This window comes from Kitasatospora sp. NPDC127121 (genome assembly GCF_042677305.1).
Lineage (GTDB): Bacteria > Actinomycetota > Actinomycetes > Streptomycetales > Streptomycetaceae > Kitasatospora.
This window is the reverse complement of the sequence record NZ_JBHXTQ010000073.1, coordinates 28982-45049: the sequence shown is the minus strand read 5'-3', so window position 1 is coordinate 45049 and position 16068 is coordinate 28982. Positions and strand designations below refer to the sequence as shown.

Genomic DNA, 16068 nt, shown 5'->3' with positions numbered 1-16068 from the left:
GGCCCGCCTGCACGCCCGCCTGGAAACGCGTGGTGGCCCCCAGCTGGGCCAGCAGCGCCGAGACCCGGCGCACCACCGTGCGCCGCCCCAGCCCCAGCCGCCGGGCGATGGCGTCGTCCGTGGCACCACTGGCCATCAGGGTCAGGATGCGGCGGTCCCGCTCACCGATCTGCAGGTCGACGGCGGACACCGACGCCGGGACGGCCAGCCGCCAGAGCGTCTCGAACACCGCGGCCAGCGCCCGCAGCAGGCCCGAGGGCCGGATCAGCAGCGAGACGACGCCCGGGCGCCCGTCGGCCGCCAGCGTGACGATCGCCAGGTCGTCGTCGCCCAGGGCCAGCTTGAGCGGCGGCTCGTCCAGCGTGCGGGCCTGCTCCCCCGCCTCGACCATGCGCGCCATGTTGGGGCCCGCGACCGGGTCGTCGAAGGCGCAGCCGTGGTAGATCGAGCGGTAGACGACCCCGGCGGCCATCCGCTGGCGCTGCAGCACCTCCTGGTCGAGGTAGTAGGCCGAACTGCCGGAGTAGGGCGGCACGTCGATGACCCGCACCTGGTGGCGGGCGGCGAGTTGGAGGCGCCGACTGGCCGCCAGCACCTGGGCGGCGTCCTCGACCACCTCCAGGGCGCCGTAGGTGCCGGCGTCGCGCCGGGCGAAGCGGTAGAGGCGCTCCAGTTCCGCCCCGGCCCGGCGCGCCGTGGCCTGCCGGACGGCGTCGCTCTGCAGCACCGCCTCGACCACCCGGCCGGGCGGCAGCGCCTCCCAGGCGCGGTCGCGGTCGCGGTGGCCGTTGCCACGCGGGCCGTCGTCGCGCGGGCCCTCGTCGAAGTGGCCGTCGTCACGGTGACCGTCGTCGCGCGGGCCCTCGCCGTTGCAGGCCACGACGACGCCCTCGTCGGCGAGTTCCCTGAGCACGGCCAGGACGGCGCCCTCGCCGAGGCCGACCCCGGCCGCCAGCTCCGCCGCCCGCGCCTGCGGACGGCCGACCAGGCAGCGGTAGACCCGGCCGCGTTCGGAGTCGGGATCCAGCACGTCGTGCACGACGTCCCCCGTCATCGTGTCGGTGTATCGGTGTGTCGGCGTATCGGTGTGTCCGTCTGCCGGTGTGTCGGCCCGTCCACTCGTCGGTTTGTCGGCTTGTCGTTGTACCGGTGTCGCCCGGACGGGCCGTCGGAGGCTACCCACGCCGGTGGCGCACATGCGCCAGTGGCCCAGGTGCGCCGCAGGGCGCTCTGGCGGACCGCGAGGTGATCTCGCAAGAGTTGTCGGTGTTCAGACAGTCCCAGCGGTTCCCCCTGGGACCGGCGGCACCCTCACGGCCAAGGACAACCCATGACACCAGCCCAGCCCGCCCGGCGCCCGCCCGTACGGCCCCTGCGCGCCCGGCTCCGGCACGCCAGGACGGCCGTCGCCGCCCTGGCCGCCTGCCTCCTGCTGCTGGGCGTGCCCGCCGCGCACGCCGAGGCCCCCGCCCCGCCGCCGATGAAGGACGGCTTCGGGCTCACCCAGGTCGGTGCCGCCACCGGCAGCGCCACCAACTTCGTGCTCACCGTCACCACACCCCAGGTCGCCGGGGAGCACACCATCCGGATCCTGCTGCCCGCCGACTACGCGGCCAGCCCGGCCAAGCGCTACCCGGTCCTGTACTTCCTGCACGGCGCCTCGGACAACCCGAGCGACCCGGCCCTGGCCTACCCCGCCCTCACCGCCGCGCAGTCGATGATCACCGTCATCCCGGACGGCGGCCTGCGCGGCTGGTACACCGACTGGCTCGACCAGAACACCGCCGCCGGGGCACAGAACTGGGAGACCTTCCACCTCGACCAGGTGGTCCCGTTCATCGACGCCAACCTGCGCACCCTGACGGGCCGTAAGAGCCGGGCCGTCGGCGGCCTGTCGATGGGCGGCTTCGGCGCGCTGCACTACGCGCAGGACCGGCCCCAGCTGTTCGGCCAGGTCCTCACCATGTCCGGCGCGAACGACCTCTCCGTGAACGAGATGATCATCCGCGGGGCCGTGGTCGCCACCCTGACCAACGCCGGCACCGTGCTGTGCGGGCCCAGCGACGGGAAGCCCTGCGGCCTCGACTTCGGCCCCACGGTCTCCAGCGACGCGATCTTCGGCTCGCCGTACCCGGTGTTCAACGCCGACTGGCGCTGGAACGCCGCGGACCCGGTCTCCCGCCTGGGCGCGCTCACCGACACCGGCATCGCGGTCTACACCGGCAACGGCAACGGCAGCGCCTCCGACATGGAGTTCTGGGCCGAGGGCACCGCCAAGCGCCTCAAGGACCGCCTGGACGCCCTCGGTTACCGCTACCACTACGTCGACTACGGCAACGGCGCCGACTGGGGCACCGCCTGCAACGGCGGCCACAGCGCGGGCTGCTGGGCGCAGGACCTCGTGGACTACGTCCCGCGCCTGGAAGCGGCCTTCGCCGCCGCCTGACCGGCCCGCCCTCCCTCTTTCCGCTCCCTCTCCCCTCTCCCTCTCCCTGTTCCCGACGAAAGGACCCGACCCCGTGCTTTCCGCCACGACCCCGAGCCGACCGGCTCCCTGGCTGCGCCTGATCGCGGCCGTCCTGGTGGCCTGTTGCGCCGCCCTGGGCTTCACCGCCGCCCCGTTCGCGACCGCGCGGGCCCACGCCGCCACGGCACCGGCCGCCGCCTGCGCCTCCCCGCAGCAGTGCCTGACCATCAAGTCCCTCAGCAACGGGCGCCAACTCGACGTCCAGAACGGCACCATGGGCGACGGCGCCTACATCGTCACCAACTCGGCGCCCGGCTACCACCAGTCCTGGCGGCTGAGCGTCGACCCCTCCGACTTCTCCTTCACCATCGTCAACAACGACACCGGCAAGTGCATCGACCTGGCCTTCTTCACCCCGGCCCTGCGCCAGCAGACCTGCGCCGGGCAGGCCAGCCAGCGGTGGTTCCTGCAGCCGGTCGCCGGGGCCGCCGACGCGTTCATGATCCACCACCTGGGCGACAACACCTGCCTGGACCTGCTGCTCGGCGCCCAGTACGACGACGCCTGGACCGACCAGTACACCTGCAACGGCACCGCCAACCAGCAGTGGTCCACCGGCTTCCCGCAGGCCGCCCGCAGCCTCGCCGTCGACCACGCCGCCAAGCAGTGCCAGAAGGACGTCTCCTCCTGCTCCTGGGCCGTCAAGAGCGAGGCCCCCGCGGCACCGCTGCCGAAGGTCTGCGTCTCCTCGATCTGGTTCAACAACACCAGCAGCGCCGCCCAGCAGAACTTCGCGGTCACCAACATGACCGGCTGGTCCAGCACCCTCGGCGGCGAGATCGGGGCGGACATCTCCGGCGGCGCCCCCGGCGGCGTCTTCACCGCCGCGGTCAAGACCGCCGTCAACTACAGCAACGTCTGGCAGGGCTCGACCACCGTCAACAACGCCGTCACCGTCAACGTCCCGCCCCAGCAGTACGGCTGGGTGACGCTGGCCGAACTCGCCCGCAAGGTCACCGGCAGCTGGACGTTCGACGCCCGCGGCTTCCCGTGGACCGCCGAGGACACCGTCACCGTCCCGCTCACCTCCGACCCCAGCGGCGGCGCCACCCTCTACATCGCCAACACCAGCCCCACCTTCACCAGCTGCTCCTGAGCCCCACCGCACGACCGACAGCCAGCCGCCGCCCGGCCCCGCCGGGCGGCGGCCCCGCTTTCCCCCGGCCCTTCCCCCGCCCTGACCTGACCCCGCCCTTCCCTGCCCTGACCTGCTGACAATTGTCACGGTCGGCCGGTGCGCCAGCACACTGCCGGGCGGGGGCGCGGCGCGGACAGCATGGGGGCATGACCTCCACCGATGTGAACCACCCCGACACCGTTCGGGCCTTCCGCACCATCAGGCGGCTGGTGTTCGCCTACCTGGGCCTCAGCGTCGTCACCCTGGCGGCCGCCTACGCCCTGCGCGACCACCCCGACCTGGTGAACCCCGCCGTGTGGATCCGCGGCAGCCTCGTCGTGGCCAGCGCCGTGGTCACGTCCCTGTTCACCACCCGGGCCGCCCGCGGCTCGCACGCGGCGTACCGGCGGCTGCGGATCATCTCGGCCGTCATGATCGCCGCGATCGTCGTGATCATCTGCGTGCCGGGGACCTTCCCGTTCTGGATGAAGGCCGAGCAGGCCCTGTGCGGGCTGGTGCTGGCGGGGGTGGCCGCCGTGATCAACGGACGCCACCTGCGTACCCTGTTCGCGCGATCCGACGCGACGTGAGGCAGGCGAGGGTGGACGAGGACACGCAGGCGACCCTCCCCGGGCACGCCGCCGCGGAGCGCGCCACAGGGGAGCGCGCCCCGCAGCGGTGGGTGCAGGGCTGGCGGCGGATCATGCTGGGCGCCGGGATGCTGGTCTACCCGTGCCTGACCGCCGTCGCCGTGAACGACAACGTGTCCGGGGCGGCCCTGGTCGCCGGGTACGCGGTCGTCGGCGCGTTCTGCCTCTGCTTCGTCCTCACCGCCACCGCGATGGTCCGCGGCCGGCGGCGGCAGGTGCTCCTGCTGCTGGCGGTGATGAGCGCGCTGTTCCTGGCCGCGCTGCCGTTCGCCCACGAGAACGCGTTCTACCTCGCCACCGTCGTGGTCTCCTTCGTCGCCGTGCTGCGGCGCCGCCACGCCACCCGGGTGACCGCCGCCGCCACCCTGGCCGCCCTGCTGGTGCCGTGGGCGGTGCCCGCCTGGCACACCGGGCCCGGCACCTTCCAGGCGCTGGCGCTGCTGTTCACCGTGCTCACCACGGGGGCGTTCGCGGAGATCGCCACCACCAACCAGGCCCTGGTGGCCGCCCGGGCCGAGGTGGCGCGGCTGGCCTCGGAGGCCGAACGCAACCGGATCGCGCGCGACCTGCACGACCTGCTCGGGCACTCGCTCACCGCGATCACCGTCAAGTCCCGCCTGGCCCAGCGCCTCGCCGCCAAGGACCTCGACCAGTCGCTGGCGGAGATGGCCGCGGTGGAGTCGCTGTCCCGGCAGGCGCTGGCCGACGTCCGGGCCGCGGTCACCGGCTACCGCGACGTCACGCTGGCCGGCGAACTGGCGCGCGGACGCGAGCTGCTGCGCGCCGCCGGGGTGGTCGCCGACCTGCCGACGTCCACCGACCCCGTCGCCACGCAGGACGGGGAACTGTTCGGCTGGGTGGTGCGCGAGGGCCTAACCAACGTGGTCCGGCACGCCCGGGCCGACCGCTGCACCGTGACCGTCACCGGCTCCTCCGTGGAGATCCGCGACGACGGGACGGGCGCGGACGGCAGGACCGGCGGGGGCGGCGGGACCGGCGAGGGCAGCGGGATCGGGAAGGGCCTGAGGGGGCTGCGGGAACGGGTCGCGGCGGCCGGCGGTACCGTCGAAGCCGGCCCGCTGAGCCCGCGCGGGTGGCGGCTGCTGGTCACCGTCCCGCCGGGCGCCCGCCACCGGCGCACCCCCGCCCGGAAAGGGACGACATGACGATCCGCCTGCTGCTCGCCGAGGACCAGGAACTGGTCCGCACCGCGCTGTGCGCCCTGCTCGACCTGGAGGACGGCTTCGAGGTGGTCGCCGCCGTCGGGCGCGGCGACCAGGTCGTCGACGCGGCCCGCGAACACCGGCCCGACGTGGCCCTCCTGGACATCGAGATGCCCGGCCTCGACGGCCTGGCCGCCGCCGCCGTCCTGGCCCAGCAGGTACCCGGCTGCCGGGTCGTCATCCTCACCACCTTCGGACGCGCCGGCTACCTGCGCCGGGCGATGGAGGCGGGCGCGGTCGGCTTCGTCGTCAAGGACGCGCCGGCCGAAGTCCTCGCCGACGCCATCCGCCGGGTCGCGGCGGGCGAACGCGTGGTGGACCCGGAACTGGCCGCGGCCACCCTGGCGGCCGGCGCCTCCCCGCTCACCGCCCGCGAACGCGACGTGCTGAACGCCTCCCGCTCCGGAGCCGGCGTCGCCGAGATCGCCGGCAAGCTCTACCTCTCGGAGGGCACCGTGCGCAACTACTTCTCCTCCGCCATCGCCAAGACCGCCACCCGCAACCGCACCGAGGCCCTGCGCACCGCCGACGACCGCGGCTGGCTCTGACACCGCCGGACGACGGGCGCAGGGCTGCCCGGGACGGGCGTCAGAGCCGCTCGACGGTGACCTGGGTGATCACGACGTCGTCGACGGGGCGTTCGCCGTCCGTGGGGACGGCCGCGAGGGCGTCGACGACGGCCCGGGAGTCGGCGTCGGCGACCTGGCCGAAGATGGTGTGCCGGCGGTTCAGGTGGGCCGGCGTGCCGACCGTGATGAAGAACTGCGAGCCGTTGGTGCCCGGGCCGGAATTGGCCATGGCGAGCAGGTACGGCTTGGTGAAGTGCAGTTCGGGGTGGAACTCGTCGGCGAAGGCGTAGCCCGGGCCGCCGGTGCCGCTGCCGGTGGGGTCGCCGCCCTGGACCATGAAGCCGGCCACCACGCGGTGGAAGAGCGTGCCGTCGTAGTACGGGCCGCTGCCGGGCTCGCCGGTGCGCGGGTCGGTGTACTCCCGGGCGCCCTCGGCGAGTTCGACGAAGTTGCGGACCGTCTTCGGCGCGTGGAACTGGAACAGCTCCAGCCGGATCGGGCCCAGGGTGGTGTGCAGGGTCGCGAACAGGCCCTTGGCCATGGCGGACTCCTTTGCTCGGATGGTCAGTTGGGGGCGGGGACCGGCTCGACGGGGCCGAAGTCACGGAAGGTGCCGTAGGTGCGCGTCGCGGTGCCCCTGATCTCGACGCGCTGGTCGAAGCGCACGGTGCGGCCCTGGGCGTCGATCCACTGGTCGAGCTGGAAGGACGTCACGCCCATGCGCTTGAGGTTGAGGTAGTGCTCGGCGTCCACGGCGCGCATCTTCTCCAGGTCGAGCGTGCCGGACAGGTGGAAGGCGGGCGCGCCGTTCTGCTCCTCCATGCCCTTGCGGGCGGCCGGGCCGAGCGCCAACAGGGCCTTCGCGTAACCGTGGTAGTCGGCGATCCGGTCGCCGAGCGGGGACTTGCGCCAGCCGCTGCCGGACTTGACGTACGTCGCGTCCTCGGTGACGACGACCGGGTCGCCCGCCGGACCGCCGCCGGCGCCGAGTGACTCGGTGATACGGCCGGTGCGCACCTTGCCGTTGAGGTTGATCCGGCCGGTGGTGGTCGCGACCAGTGGGCCGCCCTCGGTGCGGAAGTCCTGGGAGGCCGCGTAGGGCGTGCGGGCGGCCTGGGCGAGGGCCTGTTCGGGATCGATCACCCCGCCGGCGGGCGCCTCGGCCGGGGCCGACGCGGGTGCGGACGCCGAGGCCGCTGCCGGGCCCGATGCCGGGGCGGACGTCTGGGCGGACGTCGGGGCGGACGTCGGGGCCGCGTCGGGGGTCGTCGGCGTCGCGGCCGGGGTGGTGGCCGGCGGGGCGGCGGGGGCCGGGGCCGCCGAGGGGGCGTCGTCGTTGCAGCCCGTCAGCGCGGTGAGGGAGAGCACGGTCGCGGCGGCGGCCAGGGCGGTGGTGCGGCGAATCGTCAAGAAAGGTCTCCGGTCGAGAGGATCGGTGTCGGCATCCTGGCACACGGCGGGCTGGTGACCGCACTCGGCGCCAGGTCGGGGCGCAGGTCGGGGGGCGCGGGGCGGGGACGCTGGTCGGGCGAATCCCGCGCGGCGCCAACTTCCCTGCGGGACAGGCCTGGTATCCACTTGTATGGCGGATCATCCCGGTTTCGGGCGGGTCGGGGGCGCGGGCGGCGGGCTCGGCTTGAGAGGATCGGCCCGGAAACGGGATGGACGGGAGAGGGGTGAGCCGTGGTCGGTACCGTGCTGGTCGGTGTCCTGGTGCTCGCGGTCGGCGGGTGCGTGTGCGTGGTGTGGGCCGAACGCGGCGGCCCCCGCTGGGTGCGCGCCGTGGCGTCCGCGACGCTCGTCTCGGGGTCCGTGCTGCGCCGCTCCACGCGCAGCCGGCGCCGGAACCGGGGCCTGAGCGGCGGTGACAGCGGCGACGGTGGCGGCGGGGATGGCGGTGGCGGCGGCGGTGGTGGTGGCAGCGATGGTGGCTGAGCGCCCCGCCCGCGGGCGCGACGACGACGAACGGCTGCGGCGGGTCTTCGAGGCGGTGCTGGCCGAGACCCTGTCCGGGACCGGGCCGCTCACCTGCACGGGCCTGGACGAGGACACCGAGAACGCGCTCTGGGCGGTCTGGGAGGCGTACCCGAACGCCTCGGCCGAGCTGGTGCAGGCCGCGCGGCGCGCCTTCGCCGGCCAGTTGGACGGCGGCAACGCGGCCCGCTGGCGCGCGGAACTCGCCGCCCGGGCGATCGCCGGGCGCCGCCCCCGCGGCTGAGCGTGCGGCCCCGGACGTCCGCATGCCCCGGCCGCGTGGGCGGCCGGGGCGCGCGGGGGCGTCAGCTCTCGGTGGAGCGGCGGCGGGAGGCGACGACGAGCGCCGCACCCGCGGCCAGGGCCGCGGCGGCGCCGCCGGCCTCCCAGCCGAGGCCCTCGGTGCCGGTGGCGGCGAGCTGGCCGGGGCGGGTGGTGACCGTGGTGGTGCCCGTGGTGGCCGTGGCCGTCCCGGCGGTGGTGCCCGCCGTGGTCGTGCCCGCGGTCGTGCCCGTCGCGGTCGTGTCCGTCGTGGTGGTCAGGGCGGCGGGCCGGACGACCGGCTGGGCGCCGGTGGCGGTCTGCGGCTGCTCGGCGGGCCGGGCCGGCTGCGGGGCCGGCTTGTTCGCGGCCTCGTCCTCGGCGCGGGCCGTGAACTGGCCCTCCTTCAGGAAGTCCAGGATGTCCTGGTAACTGCCCCGCAGCGCCTTGTCGGCCGCCTTGCTCAGTGCCGGTCCGGCGCCGTCGGAGATCCGGACGACCTTCAGCCGGTTGTCGGTCTGACTCCACTCGCCGAGCTCGACGTCCAGGAAGTGCCGCACGTCGGCGGCGGTGCCCGCGAGGGCCTTCTCCCCCGCCGCACGCACGCCCGGGCCGGTCTCCTTGTCGTCGAGGATGCCCTGCACCTTGGCGCGGTCCTCGTCCTCGGCGCGGGCCGTGAACTGGCCTTCCTTCAGGAAGTCCAGGATGTCCTGGTAACTGCCCCGCAGCGCCTTGTCGGCCGCCTTCTTCAGTACCGGCCCGGCACCGTTGGTGATCCAGACGACCTTCAGCCGGTTGTCGGGCTGGCGCCGCTCGTCGAGTTCGACGTCCAGGAAGTGCCGCACGTCGGCGGCCGTGCCCGCGAGGGCCTTCTCCCCCGCCGCACGCACAGCCGGGCCGGTCTCCTTGTCAGCCAGGATGCGCCGCACCTCGGCGCGGTCGTGCTCCTCCTGGCCCGTCCCCTGGTCCTCGGCGCCCTTGGACGCGGTGTCAGGGCCCGAGACGCCGGCCGGCTGGGGGTTGTCGGCGGCGGAGGCCATCGACGGGAAGAGGACGGCGGGGGCCAGGACGGCGGCCGCGACGACGGCGGACACCCGGGGCAGCTTCATTCAGCACCTTGCGTTGTGCGGAGAGATTGTGAACGTCCGTCAGCATAGATCTTCTTTTACGGTTGCCATACCAAATATTTGCCGCCGCCCGCACCGCACCCCCACAACACCCGCAACACCCGCAACACCCGCAACACCCGCAGCATCCGCAACACCCGTAACACCCACGGCACCCGCAACACCCACGGCCCCAGACCCTAGGGTGGGGCGGATGAGCTTCCACGTGGTTGTCGGATACGGGCCCGCCGGGGCCGCCACCGCCCGCCTGCTGGCCGGGCAGGGGCACGCCGTACGGGTCGTCACCAGGGCGGGGAGCCCCGCACGGGGCGGGGCTCCGGTGCCCGGCATCGAGCACGTGGCGCTGGACGCGGGCGATCGCGCGCGACTGACGGAGGCCGCACGCGGCGCAGCGGCGATCTACGGCTGCGCGGCGCCGCCGCTGCCGCAGTGGGCGGCGCAGTGGCCGGCGCTGGCCTCCTCGCTGTGCGCGGCGGCCGAGGCCACCGGGGCGGTGCTGGTCATGCTCGGCAACCTCTACGGCTACGGTCCGGTGCGCGGTCCGATGACCGAGGACCTGCCGCTGGCCGCGGCCGGCCCCAAGGGGCGGGTGCGGGCGGCGGCGTGGGAGCAGGCGCGGGCGCTGCACGGGGCCGGGCGGATCCGGGCGGTCGAGGTGCGGGCCTCGGACTTCTTCGGCCCCGGGGTGACGGACGGCGGGCACCTGGCCTCGCGGGTGATGCCGGGCCTGTTGAAGGGCCGGAGCATCGCGGTGCTCGGCGACCCGGACGCGCCGCACAGCTGGACGTACCTGCCGGACGTGGCGCGGGCGTTGGCCGAGGTCGCGGGCGAGGAGCGGGCCTGGGGGCGGGCCTGGCACGTGCCGACGGCCCCCGCGCTGCCGGTGCGCGCGATGGTGGAACGGCTGGCCGCGCAGGCGGGCGTCGGACCGGTCGCGGTGCGCCGGCTCCCGCAGGCGCTGCTGGGCGCGGCGGGGCTGTTCTCCCCGCTGCTGCGTGAACTGCGGGAGGTCCGTTACCAGTTCGACCGCCCGTTCGTGGTGGACGCCTGCGCCTACGAGGCCGCGTTCGCGGTGCGCGCGACCGCGCTGGAGGAGCAGGTGGAGGCGACGGTGCGGTGGTGGCGCGAGCTGGCGCAGGGGCGCTGAGCCCCCGGGCCGGTCAGTGCTTGAGGGCGTCGGCGCCTCGGTAGCCGGCGGGCACGCCCTGGGCGAAGACCACGTCGGCGGTCATGTGGCGGGTGCGCAGCGGGAGGATCGCCTGGTAGGCGGGCGAGTCGTACCAGGCGCGCAGGCGTTGGCGGTCGGGGAACTCGATGAGGATGAGGTCCTGTCCCCAGGTGCCTTCGACGGTCTCGATCCGGTCGCCGTGGATGAGGAAGCGGCCGTCGAAGGGGTCCAGGGTGGCGTCGATGCGCTGGAGGTACTCGACGATGTCGGGGCCGAACTCGACCGAGTGGACCTGGGCCATCGCGTAGGCGGTCATCGCTGTTCTCCTGGGGGTTGGTCCGGTGTCCGTGGTCTCCGACGGTACGGGCGGGGGCGGAGGGGGCGAATCCGTCGCGGATCGGTAGGGGGTACGTAGTCTGGGCCGCCCCTGGCCGCGCCCCTGACCAGGCGGGGTGTCGGACGACCCCCCAGAAAGCTGGGATACCGGCGATTGATCGGACGCTGACAAGCTGACGGCGGCGGACGGACCGGGTGGCCCGGGGGGCCCTCCGGACCGGCCGCCGCCCCTCGTCGTCTCCCCTTCTTGGAGAGCTCTGTGCGTTCGCTAGTCCGGCGTATCGTCCTCGGCATCGCGCTGGCCCTGACCGGCCTGGTGCTGGTCCCGGGCGGCTCGGCCTCGGCCGACACCCCCTCGACGGTCCTGTTCAACCAGAAGTCCGAGCGCTGTCCCAACGGCGCGATATGGGGCGGGCAGGGTCTGCACCCCTGCGCGCCGTCCGACAACCCGGGCCAGTGGGTGTTCAAGCCCGTCCCGGGCCTGCCGAGCGTCTACACCCTCAACAACGCCGCCGACCAGCGCTCCTGCCTGACGGTCGACAGCACCCCCTCCGGCGTCCAGTGCTACGCCAACAACACCTCGCAGATGTGGCGGGTCACGCCGTGGACCGCGGCCGACAGCGTCTCGCGGTACGGCATGCTCGGGATACGGCTGCAGAACATCTCCACCTCCCAGTGCCTGGACAACACCGAGCACAGGATCGGCGGCGGCTGGCGGCTCTACATGTTCGACTGCAACGACGGCGGGTACCAGGAGTGGGACATCTACCGCAGCACCTACGAGGCCCTGTTCGGCGGGGTCGCCACCCACAAGGGCATGACCTGGGCCGCCCTTGAGCAGCGCGCCGACAACGTCGTGCACGTCGGCAACGACAACAGCAGCAACGCGTACAGCGGCGACACCCCCGCCTCCGCGCAGCTGCCCGTGCTGTGCCTCAAGCAGGACGGCCGCCCCGCCCCCGCCGGTGTGCCCACCAGCGGCTTCCACAGTTGGGCCGGCGGCGAGGTGAAGGCCACCATCCCCACCTCCGGCAGCCAGCTCACCAGCCGGGCCGCCGCCGACCAGCTCTGCGCCGGCTACTTCGGCGCCGGCTTCCGGATGGCGGAGTTCCACGACGCCTCGGGCTGGGGCCTGTGGGCCAACGGCACCCTGCCCGTCGGCGGCCGCTTCTGGACCGCCATCACCGACCAGCCGGCCAACCCCTGGAGCTGACCGCACCCGGACGAGGGAGGGCGGGCGCCGATCCTGGCGCCCGCCCCTTCTCATTGCCGAGGTGCCGAAGTGCCGAACGCGTCACCGCCTGGGCCGATGTGCGCACTGACCACCCCCCAACCCGGCAGTGCCGGTCAGGTCGCGCGCTGTCCGTGGAGGAGGACGGGCAGCGCGCGGCCCGCCAACGCCTCGGTGGCACGGGCGGCTTGGGAGGGCGCCATGACGTCGTGGAGTTGGCGGACGGGGACGAAGCGGGCGCCGAACAGGCCGCTCCGGTGCTGCGGTGGGACGGTGAGGTGGGTGTCGTCGTGCACGGTGCCGCCGTCGAAGACCAGGTTGAGGCGTTCCAGGTAGCGGTCGGCGGGGGTGAAGTCGACCGCGAGGACGTCGGCGAGACGGAGGTTGAGGCCGGTCTCGGCGCGCAGGTTTCGGGCGGCGGCGAGGTGCGGGGGCTCGTTCGGCTTCGCAGCGCCGCCGGGCAGGATCAGCCCGTCCATGTAGTCCGGGTCGACGAGGAGAACGTCACCGCGCGGGTTGCGCACGAGGACGAGGCAGCCGAGCCGGCACACCGGCGGCTTGGCGAGCAAGCGGGGTTCTTGCATCGGGAGTTCACTTCCTGAGAGCGGCGAAGAGCGTGAGGGAAAAGCCCGCCAACCACAGGAGGCGGACGAGGAGTTCAGCCGTCATGCGTCCGGCGCTCGTAGCGCAGCCCCTTGCGGAGCAGGTCGACGACCCGCAGGAGCGCGGACGGGCTGGCCGAGCCCAGATTCACCAGGTAGCACCCGGTCAACCGGCCGTGCTCCCAGTCGACTTCGACGGACGGCAGCGTGACGCCGCCCAGGGCGAGGACCGTCGTCAGGTCGTCCAGGACGTCGGCCGCCTGCCGCCGCTGCTCGGCGGTCACGCGGGAGAGCATCGAGGACACGCTCACTCCCCCGGCCGCTTGTGGACCTCGAACACACGCCAGGTACTCCAGGCGTCGGAGAAGGACCTGAACCCGCGGAGCTCACCGTCCGGTTGGCGCAGCCACTCCCCGGTGAGCTCGTTGCGGACCCGGTAGAGGCGGGCCCCGGTGTCCCAGCGCACGCCATAGCCGTGGAGCTTGGCAGGCTGGGGTGACTTCATGGTCATGACTGATCGCCTTCCACGCGAATCTGCAGTCCCGCGAGCCGATTCACGATCGACTTCACTTTCTGCGCCCCAATCGTTACTCACCGCAGCTAGGCTGACCAGCGTGGACGTGTGCCACGTTGTGGTTGGACACACTGGAGGGGCTCCATGGCCTTCAAACCCAATAAGTTGGATCCGGGGCGCTCGGCCCGCGACCTGTTCGGCTGGGAGATGCGCAATCACCGAGAGCTCGCCGGCTCCATGTCGCTTGATCAACTGACCGAGATCCTCGGCTGCTTCTCGAAGGGGCACCTGGCCAGGATCGAGCGCGCCGAGTCGATGCCGCCGCCGGACCTGCCGGCCAAACTCGATGTCGCGTTCGGCACCAACGGGCTCTTCGGCCGCATTTACATACTCGCCAAAAAGGAGAAGTTCGCCGGCAAGTACCGGCGGCCAGCCGAACTTGAAGCCAAGGCTTCGGTCATCGAGGAATACGCTGCAGCGACGATTCCTGGTCTTCTACAGACCCCTGAGACCGTGCGCTGGTCACTGCAAGCTGGCTGTCCGGATATCACCGCCCAGGAGCTCAGTGCTTCAGTCGACGCCCGATTGGATCGCCAGAAGCGTCTGCTCTCTGACACACCGCCCCACTGCTGGTTCATCATTGATGAATCCGCGCTTCGTCGCCCCATCGGCGGAGCCGCAGCGATGCAGCGGCAACTCATGGCACTGGCCTCGGACCGCCGTCCCCACGTCACCGTGCAAGTACTTCCGTTTTCAGCTGGTGCCCATCCCGAGATGGGCGGCTCCCTTTTCCTCTACACCGTCCCCGGTAGCCCTTCGCTCGCATGGGAAGAAGGAGCACGGAGCGGTGAACTCATCGAGGGTGCAGAGGGTGTTGCCGCTCGCCGCAGGTCATACGATCTCCTCAGGGCCATGGCCCGGTCGCCCCGGGGCTCCAGGGCGATGATCAGGCGCATCTCACAGGAGTTCGGTCGTGCCAGCAGGGAACCAGGAGAGATGGCGGAAGAGTAGCCACAGCAACAACGACGGCGGCATGTGCATTGAGGTGGACGATGCCCAGCCAGGTCGCGTGCGGGACAGCAAGGACCCCGACGGCCCCCGCCTCAACTTCCCACCAACCGCTTGGCAGGCATTCATCACCGCCATCCGAGCCGGGGAGTTCAGCACCAACTGATCCACCTGCGCGGCGCAGCCATCGCGGATGGCTGCGCCGCACAACCCAGGACCCCAAGCATCCGGAAGGAACTGGCACCATGAGCTTCCGCCCCGACCTGTCCTCTGCCCACTGGGTCAAGTCCTCCCACAGCACTGACGGGGGTCAGTGCGTCGAGATCGCGCCCGGCTTCCCGACCGTCATGCCCGTCCGCGACTCAAAAGACCCCCACGGCCCGGCCCTCGTCTTCCCCGCCGACGCCTGGCAGTCCTTCGTCACCGCCGTCCGCACCGGCGAATTCGGCACCAACTGACGCTGCTCAACGGCGCCGCCGACCCGGGCCGGGGCGGCGGCACCTGACACTCTCACTCTGGATCCGGCAGCCCTTCGCTTGCATGGGAAGTGGGAAGAAGGAGCACGGAGCGGTCAACTCATCGAGGCTGCAGTGGGTGTTGCCGCTCGCCGGCCGCTGTCCCCGCTCACCGAAGGTAGACCGATTCTCACTGAAGGCTGATCGGATCTGCTGTTGTCGTGAGCAGGACTTGAGCGAGAAATCGCAGGCGCCGCCAAGGGGCGTCTCGTACCCTCGTCCTCACCGGTTCGCCGAATAGCCACTGAGGATTGTGTGAAGCACTTCGATCTCCACGCCAGGATTCCGTTGCTCGTGAAGACCATGGCCGCTGCCGACCACAGCCCGGACGCTCAGCTGACACAGACACGCCACCGCGCTTCACTCGTGGAGAGCTGGGACATCGAGCCCGGATCCACCGTCCTCGAACTGGGTTGCGGGCAGGGCGATATGACCGCCGTCCTCGCGGAGGCTGTCGGACCCCAGGGACGCGTGGTGGCCGTCGATGTCGCCGATCCGACCTACGGGGCGCCGGTCACGCTCGGGGAATCGGCGGCCCGGATCGCGGCGAGCCCGGTCGGGCCGCGCATCGACTTCCGCTTCAGCACGGATGTCCGCGACCCGTCGGTCGACTTCCCCTCCGACACCTTCGACCACGTCGTGCTCACCCACTGCTCCTGGTACTTCGCCTCGCTCGGGCAGCTGCGCGACACGCTGGCCCGGGTGCGGCCCTGGGCGCGGCGGCTGTGGTTCACCGAGTGGGACCTGACGCCCTCCTGCGGCGACCAGCTCGCGCACCTGCTCGCAGTATTGATCCAGGGCCAGATCGAGGCTGCAGGCTCACACGGCGAGGGCAACATCCGCACGTCCTTCTCCCGCGAGGCGCTGCTGCGGCTCCTGCCCGAGGCGGGCTGGACAGCGGACGGCGACGGGCCGGTCGACACCGACGCACTCCAGGACGCGGACTGGGAGATCGCCGCCTGTCTCGACCTGATCACCGGAGGAGAACGGTTGGCCGCGCTGCCCGAACCGGTACGGCAACTCGTCCTCAGCCAGAGCGACGTCCTGCGGGCCGTCGCCGCACCGCACGGCAACCGCCCGCTCGCGGCGTACTGGGTCACCGCACGCTGAAGTGCCACCCCGGCCAAACCTTCCGACCTCAGTCGGATCCCGCAGCCCTGGCACTTCCGCAACCCAGCCGGCCCGGCCCGGCGCCCTCGAACACCGAACCAGGTTAGAACTTCAGGCTACCCAAGGTGTACTGATG

The 16068-nt window shown here is 72.6% G+C and carries 22 protein-coding genes; 14 read left to right on the top strand and 8 right to left on the bottom strand.

Annotated features, from left to right (window positions below; genetic code table 11):
- Positions 1-1054: LuxR C-terminal-related transcriptional regulator (locus ACFVHI_RS28875; RefSeq protein WP_380344260.1), on the bottom strand; the 1054-nt coding region annotated here is incomplete at its 3' end.
- A gap of 276 nt (positions 1055-1330) precedes the next feature.
- On the opposite strand from ACFVHI_RS28875, the gene ACFVHI_RS28870 reads away from it, so the two are divergent.
- The 5 genes from ACFVHI_RS28870 to ACFVHI_RS28850 all read left to right on the top strand — a co-directional run bounded on the left by ACFVHI_RS28870 (position 1331) and on the right by ACFVHI_RS28850 (position 6065).
- Positions 1331-2446: an alpha/beta hydrolase gene (locus ACFVHI_RS28870; protein ID WP_380344257.1), complete on the top strand. Its 1116-nt coding sequence runs from the start codon at positions 1331-1333 to the stop codon at positions 2444-2446.
- Between the two features lie 73 nt (positions 2447-2519).
- Positions 2520-3623, top strand: coding sequence for an RICIN domain-containing protein (locus tag ACFVHI_RS28865; RefSeq protein ID WP_380344255.1), 1104 nt, complete (start codon positions 2520-2522; stop codon positions 3621-3623).
- 188 nt (positions 3624-3811) lie between these two features.
- Positions 3812-4234, top strand: coding sequence for a hypothetical protein (locus ACFVHI_RS28860; protein ID WP_363376075.1), 423 nt, complete (start codon positions 3812-3814; stop codon positions 4232-4234).
- Between the two features lie 11 nt (positions 4235-4245).
- Positions 4246-5460 carry a sensor histidine kinase gene (locus ACFVHI_RS28855; RefSeq protein ID WP_380344252.1) on the top strand — a complete coding sequence of 405 codons (1215 nt, stop codon included), beginning with the start codon at positions 4246-4248 and terminating at the stop codon, positions 5458-5460.
- A complete protein-coding gene (locus ACFVHI_RS28850) occupies positions 5457-6065 on the top strand; it encodes a response regulator (RefSeq protein ID WP_380344249.1) in 609 nt (202 codons plus the stop codon). The genes ACFVHI_RS28855 and ACFVHI_RS28850 overlap by 4 nt, the downstream gene beginning before the upstream one ends.
- A 40-nt stretch (positions 6066-6105) precedes the next feature.
- On the opposite strand, the gene ACFVHI_RS28845 is transcribed toward ACFVHI_RS28850, so the two are convergent.
- Together ACFVHI_RS28845 and ACFVHI_RS28840 are read right to left on the bottom strand one after the other, a co-directional pair.
- Positions 6106-6627 (bottom strand): peptidylprolyl isomerase, encoded by a 522-nt coding sequence (locus ACFVHI_RS28845; RefSeq protein WP_380344247.1) that lies wholly within the window; start codon positions 6625-6627, stop codon positions 6106-6108.
- A gap of 23 nt (positions 6628-6650) precedes the next feature.
- Positions 6651-7496, bottom strand: a complete 846-nt coding sequence (locus ACFVHI_RS28840) for a hypothetical protein (RefSeq protein ID WP_380344244.1) — start codon at positions 7494-7496, stop codon at positions 6651-6653.
- A gap of 273 nt (positions 7497-7769) precedes the next feature.
- Between ACFVHI_RS28840 and ACFVHI_RS28835 the strand changes: the two genes are divergently transcribed.
- A complete protein-coding gene (locus tag ACFVHI_RS28835; RefSeq protein WP_380344241.1) occupies positions 7770-8021 on the top strand; it encodes a hypothetical protein in 252 nt (83 codons plus the stop codon).
- The gene (locus tag ACFVHI_RS28830; RefSeq protein ID WP_063352863.1) at positions 8011-8304 is read left to right on the top strand and encodes a hypothetical protein; all 294 of its coding nucleotides are present in this window, start codon (positions 8011-8013) and stop codon (positions 8302-8304) included. Before ACFVHI_RS28835 ends, ACFVHI_RS28830 begins: the two co-directional genes overlap by 11 nt.
- A 61-nt stretch (positions 8305-8365) precedes the next feature.
- On the opposite strand, the gene ACFVHI_RS28825 is transcribed toward ACFVHI_RS28830, so the two are convergent.
- On the bottom strand, positions 8366-9430 hold the full coding sequence (locus tag ACFVHI_RS28825; RefSeq protein WP_380344238.1) for an ALF repeat-containing protein: 1065 nt from the start codon (positions 9428-9430) through the stop codon (positions 8366-8368).
- Between the two features lie 78 nt (positions 9431-9508).
- On the opposite strand from ACFVHI_RS28825, the gene ACFVHI_RS28820 reads away from it, so the two are divergent.
- Complete coding sequence (locus ACFVHI_RS28820) at positions 9509-9631, top strand: hypothetical protein (protein ID WP_380344235.1); 123 nt, start codon at positions 9509-9511, stop codon at positions 9629-9631.
- 10 nt (positions 9632-9641) lie between these two features.
- On the top strand, positions 9642-10595 hold the full coding sequence (locus tag ACFVHI_RS28815) for an NAD-dependent epimerase/dehydratase family protein (protein ID WP_380344232.1): 954 nt from the start codon (positions 9642-9644) through the stop codon (positions 10593-10595).
- 13 nt (positions 10596-10608) lie between these two features.
- Here ACFVHI_RS28815 and ACFVHI_RS28810 read toward each other — a convergent pair whose 3' ends face one another.
- Positions 10609-10932, bottom strand: coding sequence for a DUF1330 domain-containing protein (locus tag ACFVHI_RS28810; RefSeq protein ID WP_063352866.1), 324 nt, complete (start codon positions 10930-10932; stop codon positions 10609-10611).
- A gap of 279 nt (positions 10933-11211) precedes the next feature.
- Between ACFVHI_RS28810 and ACFVHI_RS28805 the strand changes: the two genes are divergently transcribed.
- On the top strand, positions 11212-12165 hold the full coding sequence (locus ACFVHI_RS28805; protein WP_063352867.1) for an RICIN domain-containing protein: 954 nt from the start codon (positions 11212-11214) through the stop codon (positions 12163-12165).
- A 134-nt stretch (positions 12166-12299) separates the two neighbouring features.
- On the opposite strand, the gene ACFVHI_RS28800 is transcribed toward ACFVHI_RS28805, so the two are convergent.
- From ACFVHI_RS28800 to ACFVHI_RS28790, 3 genes are all read right to left on the bottom strand, one after another.
- Positions 12300-12767: an NUDIX domain-containing protein gene (locus ACFVHI_RS28800; RefSeq protein WP_380344227.1), complete on the bottom strand. Its 468-nt coding sequence runs from the start codon at positions 12765-12767 to the stop codon at positions 12300-12302.
- Positions 12768-12841: 74 nt separating this feature from the next.
- Positions 12842-13081 carry a hypothetical protein gene (locus ACFVHI_RS28795; protein ID WP_380344224.1) on the bottom strand — a complete coding sequence of 80 codons (240 nt, stop codon included), beginning with the start codon at positions 13079-13081 and terminating at the stop codon, positions 12842-12844.
- A gap of 11 nt (positions 13082-13092) precedes the next feature.
- Entirely contained in the window at positions 13093-13296 is a 204-nt protein-coding gene (locus tag ACFVHI_RS28790; RefSeq protein ID WP_063352870.1) for a hypothetical protein, read from the bottom strand.
- 147 nt (positions 13297-13443) lie between these two features.
- Here ACFVHI_RS28790 and ACFVHI_RS28785 point away from each other — a divergent pair, with 147 nt between their 5' ends.
- The 4 genes from ACFVHI_RS28785 (at position 13444) to ACFVHI_RS28770 (ending at position 15932) form a co-directional block, all read left to right on the top strand.
- Positions 13444-14310, top strand: a complete 867-nt coding sequence (locus ACFVHI_RS28785; protein ID WP_380344221.1) for a Scr1 family TA system antitoxin-like transcriptional regulator — start codon at positions 13444-13446, stop codon at positions 14308-14310.
- A 22-nt stretch (positions 14311-14332) separates the two neighbouring features.
- The gene (locus tag ACFVHI_RS28780) at positions 14333-14473 is read left to right on the top strand and encodes a DUF397 domain-containing protein (protein ID WP_079136649.1); all 141 of its coding nucleotides are present in this window, start codon (positions 14333-14335) and stop codon (positions 14471-14473) included.
- Between the two features lie 79 nt (positions 14474-14552).
- Positions 14553-14765: a DUF397 domain-containing protein gene (locus ACFVHI_RS28775; protein ID WP_380344217.1), complete on the top strand. Its 213-nt coding sequence runs from the start codon at positions 14553-14555 to the stop codon at positions 14763-14765.
- A 360-nt stretch (positions 14766-15125) separates the two neighbouring features.
- On the top strand, positions 15126-15932 hold the full coding sequence (locus ACFVHI_RS28770; protein WP_063353010.1) for a class I SAM-dependent methyltransferase: 807 nt from the start codon (positions 15126-15128) through the stop codon (positions 15930-15932).
- Positions 15933-16068: the final 136 nt, after the last annotated feature.

Excerpts from the sequence above, each read along its gene's own strand:
- ACFVHI_RS28870 (WP_380344257.1), top strand. The coding sequence starts at position 1,331 with ATGACACCAGCCCAGCCCGCCCGGCGCCCGCCCGTACGGCCCCTGCGC.
- ACFVHI_RS28860 (WP_363376075.1), top strand. The coding sequence starts at position 3,812 with ATGACCTCCACCGATGTGAACCACCCCGACACCGTTCGGGCCTTCCGC.
- ACFVHI_RS28850 (WP_380344249.1), top strand. The coding sequence starts at position 5,457 with ATGACGATCCGCCTGCTGCTCGCCGAGGACCAGGAACTGGTCCGCACC.
- ACFVHI_RS28845 (WP_380344247.1), bottom strand. The coding sequence starts at position 6,627 with ATGGCCAAGGGCCTGTTCGCGACCCTGCACACCACCCTGGGCCCGATC.
- ACFVHI_RS28830 (WP_063352863.1), top strand. The coding sequence starts at position 8,011 with ATGGTGGCTGAGCGCCCCGCCCGCGGGCGCGACGACGACGAACGGCTG.
- ACFVHI_RS28825 (WP_380344238.1), bottom strand. The coding sequence starts at position 9,430 with ATGAAGCTGCCCCGGGTGTCCGCCGTCGTCGCGGCCGCCGTCCTGGCC.
- ACFVHI_RS28815 (WP_380344232.1), top strand. The coding sequence starts at position 9,642 with ATGAGCTTCCACGTGGTTGTCGGATACGGGCCCGCCGGGGCCGCCACC.
- ACFVHI_RS28810 (WP_063352866.1), bottom strand. The coding sequence starts at position 10,932 with ATGACCGCCTACGCGATGGCCCAGGTCCACTCGGTCGAGTTCGGCCCC.
- ACFVHI_RS28800 (WP_380344227.1), bottom strand. The coding sequence starts at position 12,767 with ATGCAAGAACCCCGCTTGCTCGCCAAGCCGCCGGTGTGCCGGCTCGGC.
- ACFVHI_RS28795 (WP_380344224.1), bottom strand. The coding sequence starts at position 13,081 with ATGCTCTCCCGCGTGACCGCCGAGCAGCGGCGGCAGGCGGCCGACGTC.
- ACFVHI_RS28790 (WP_063352870.1), bottom strand. The coding sequence starts at position 13,296 with ATGACCATGAAGTCACCCCAGCCTGCCAAGCTCCACGGCTATGGCGTG.
- ACFVHI_RS28785 (WP_380344221.1), top strand. The coding sequence starts at position 13,444 with ATGGCCTTCAAACCCAATAAGTTGGATCCGGGGCGCTCGGCCCGCGAC.
- ACFVHI_RS28780 (WP_079136649.1), top strand. The coding sequence starts at position 14,333 with ATGTGCATTGAGGTGGACGATGCCCAGCCAGGTCGCGTGCGGGACAGC.
- ACFVHI_RS28775 (WP_380344217.1), top strand. The coding sequence starts at position 14,553 with ATGAGCTTCCGCCCCGACCTGTCCTCTGCCCACTGGGTCAAGTCCTCC.
- ACFVHI_RS28770 (WP_063353010.1), top strand. The coding sequence starts at position 15,126 with ATGGCCGCTGCCGACCACAGCCCGGACGCTCAGCTGACACAGACACGC.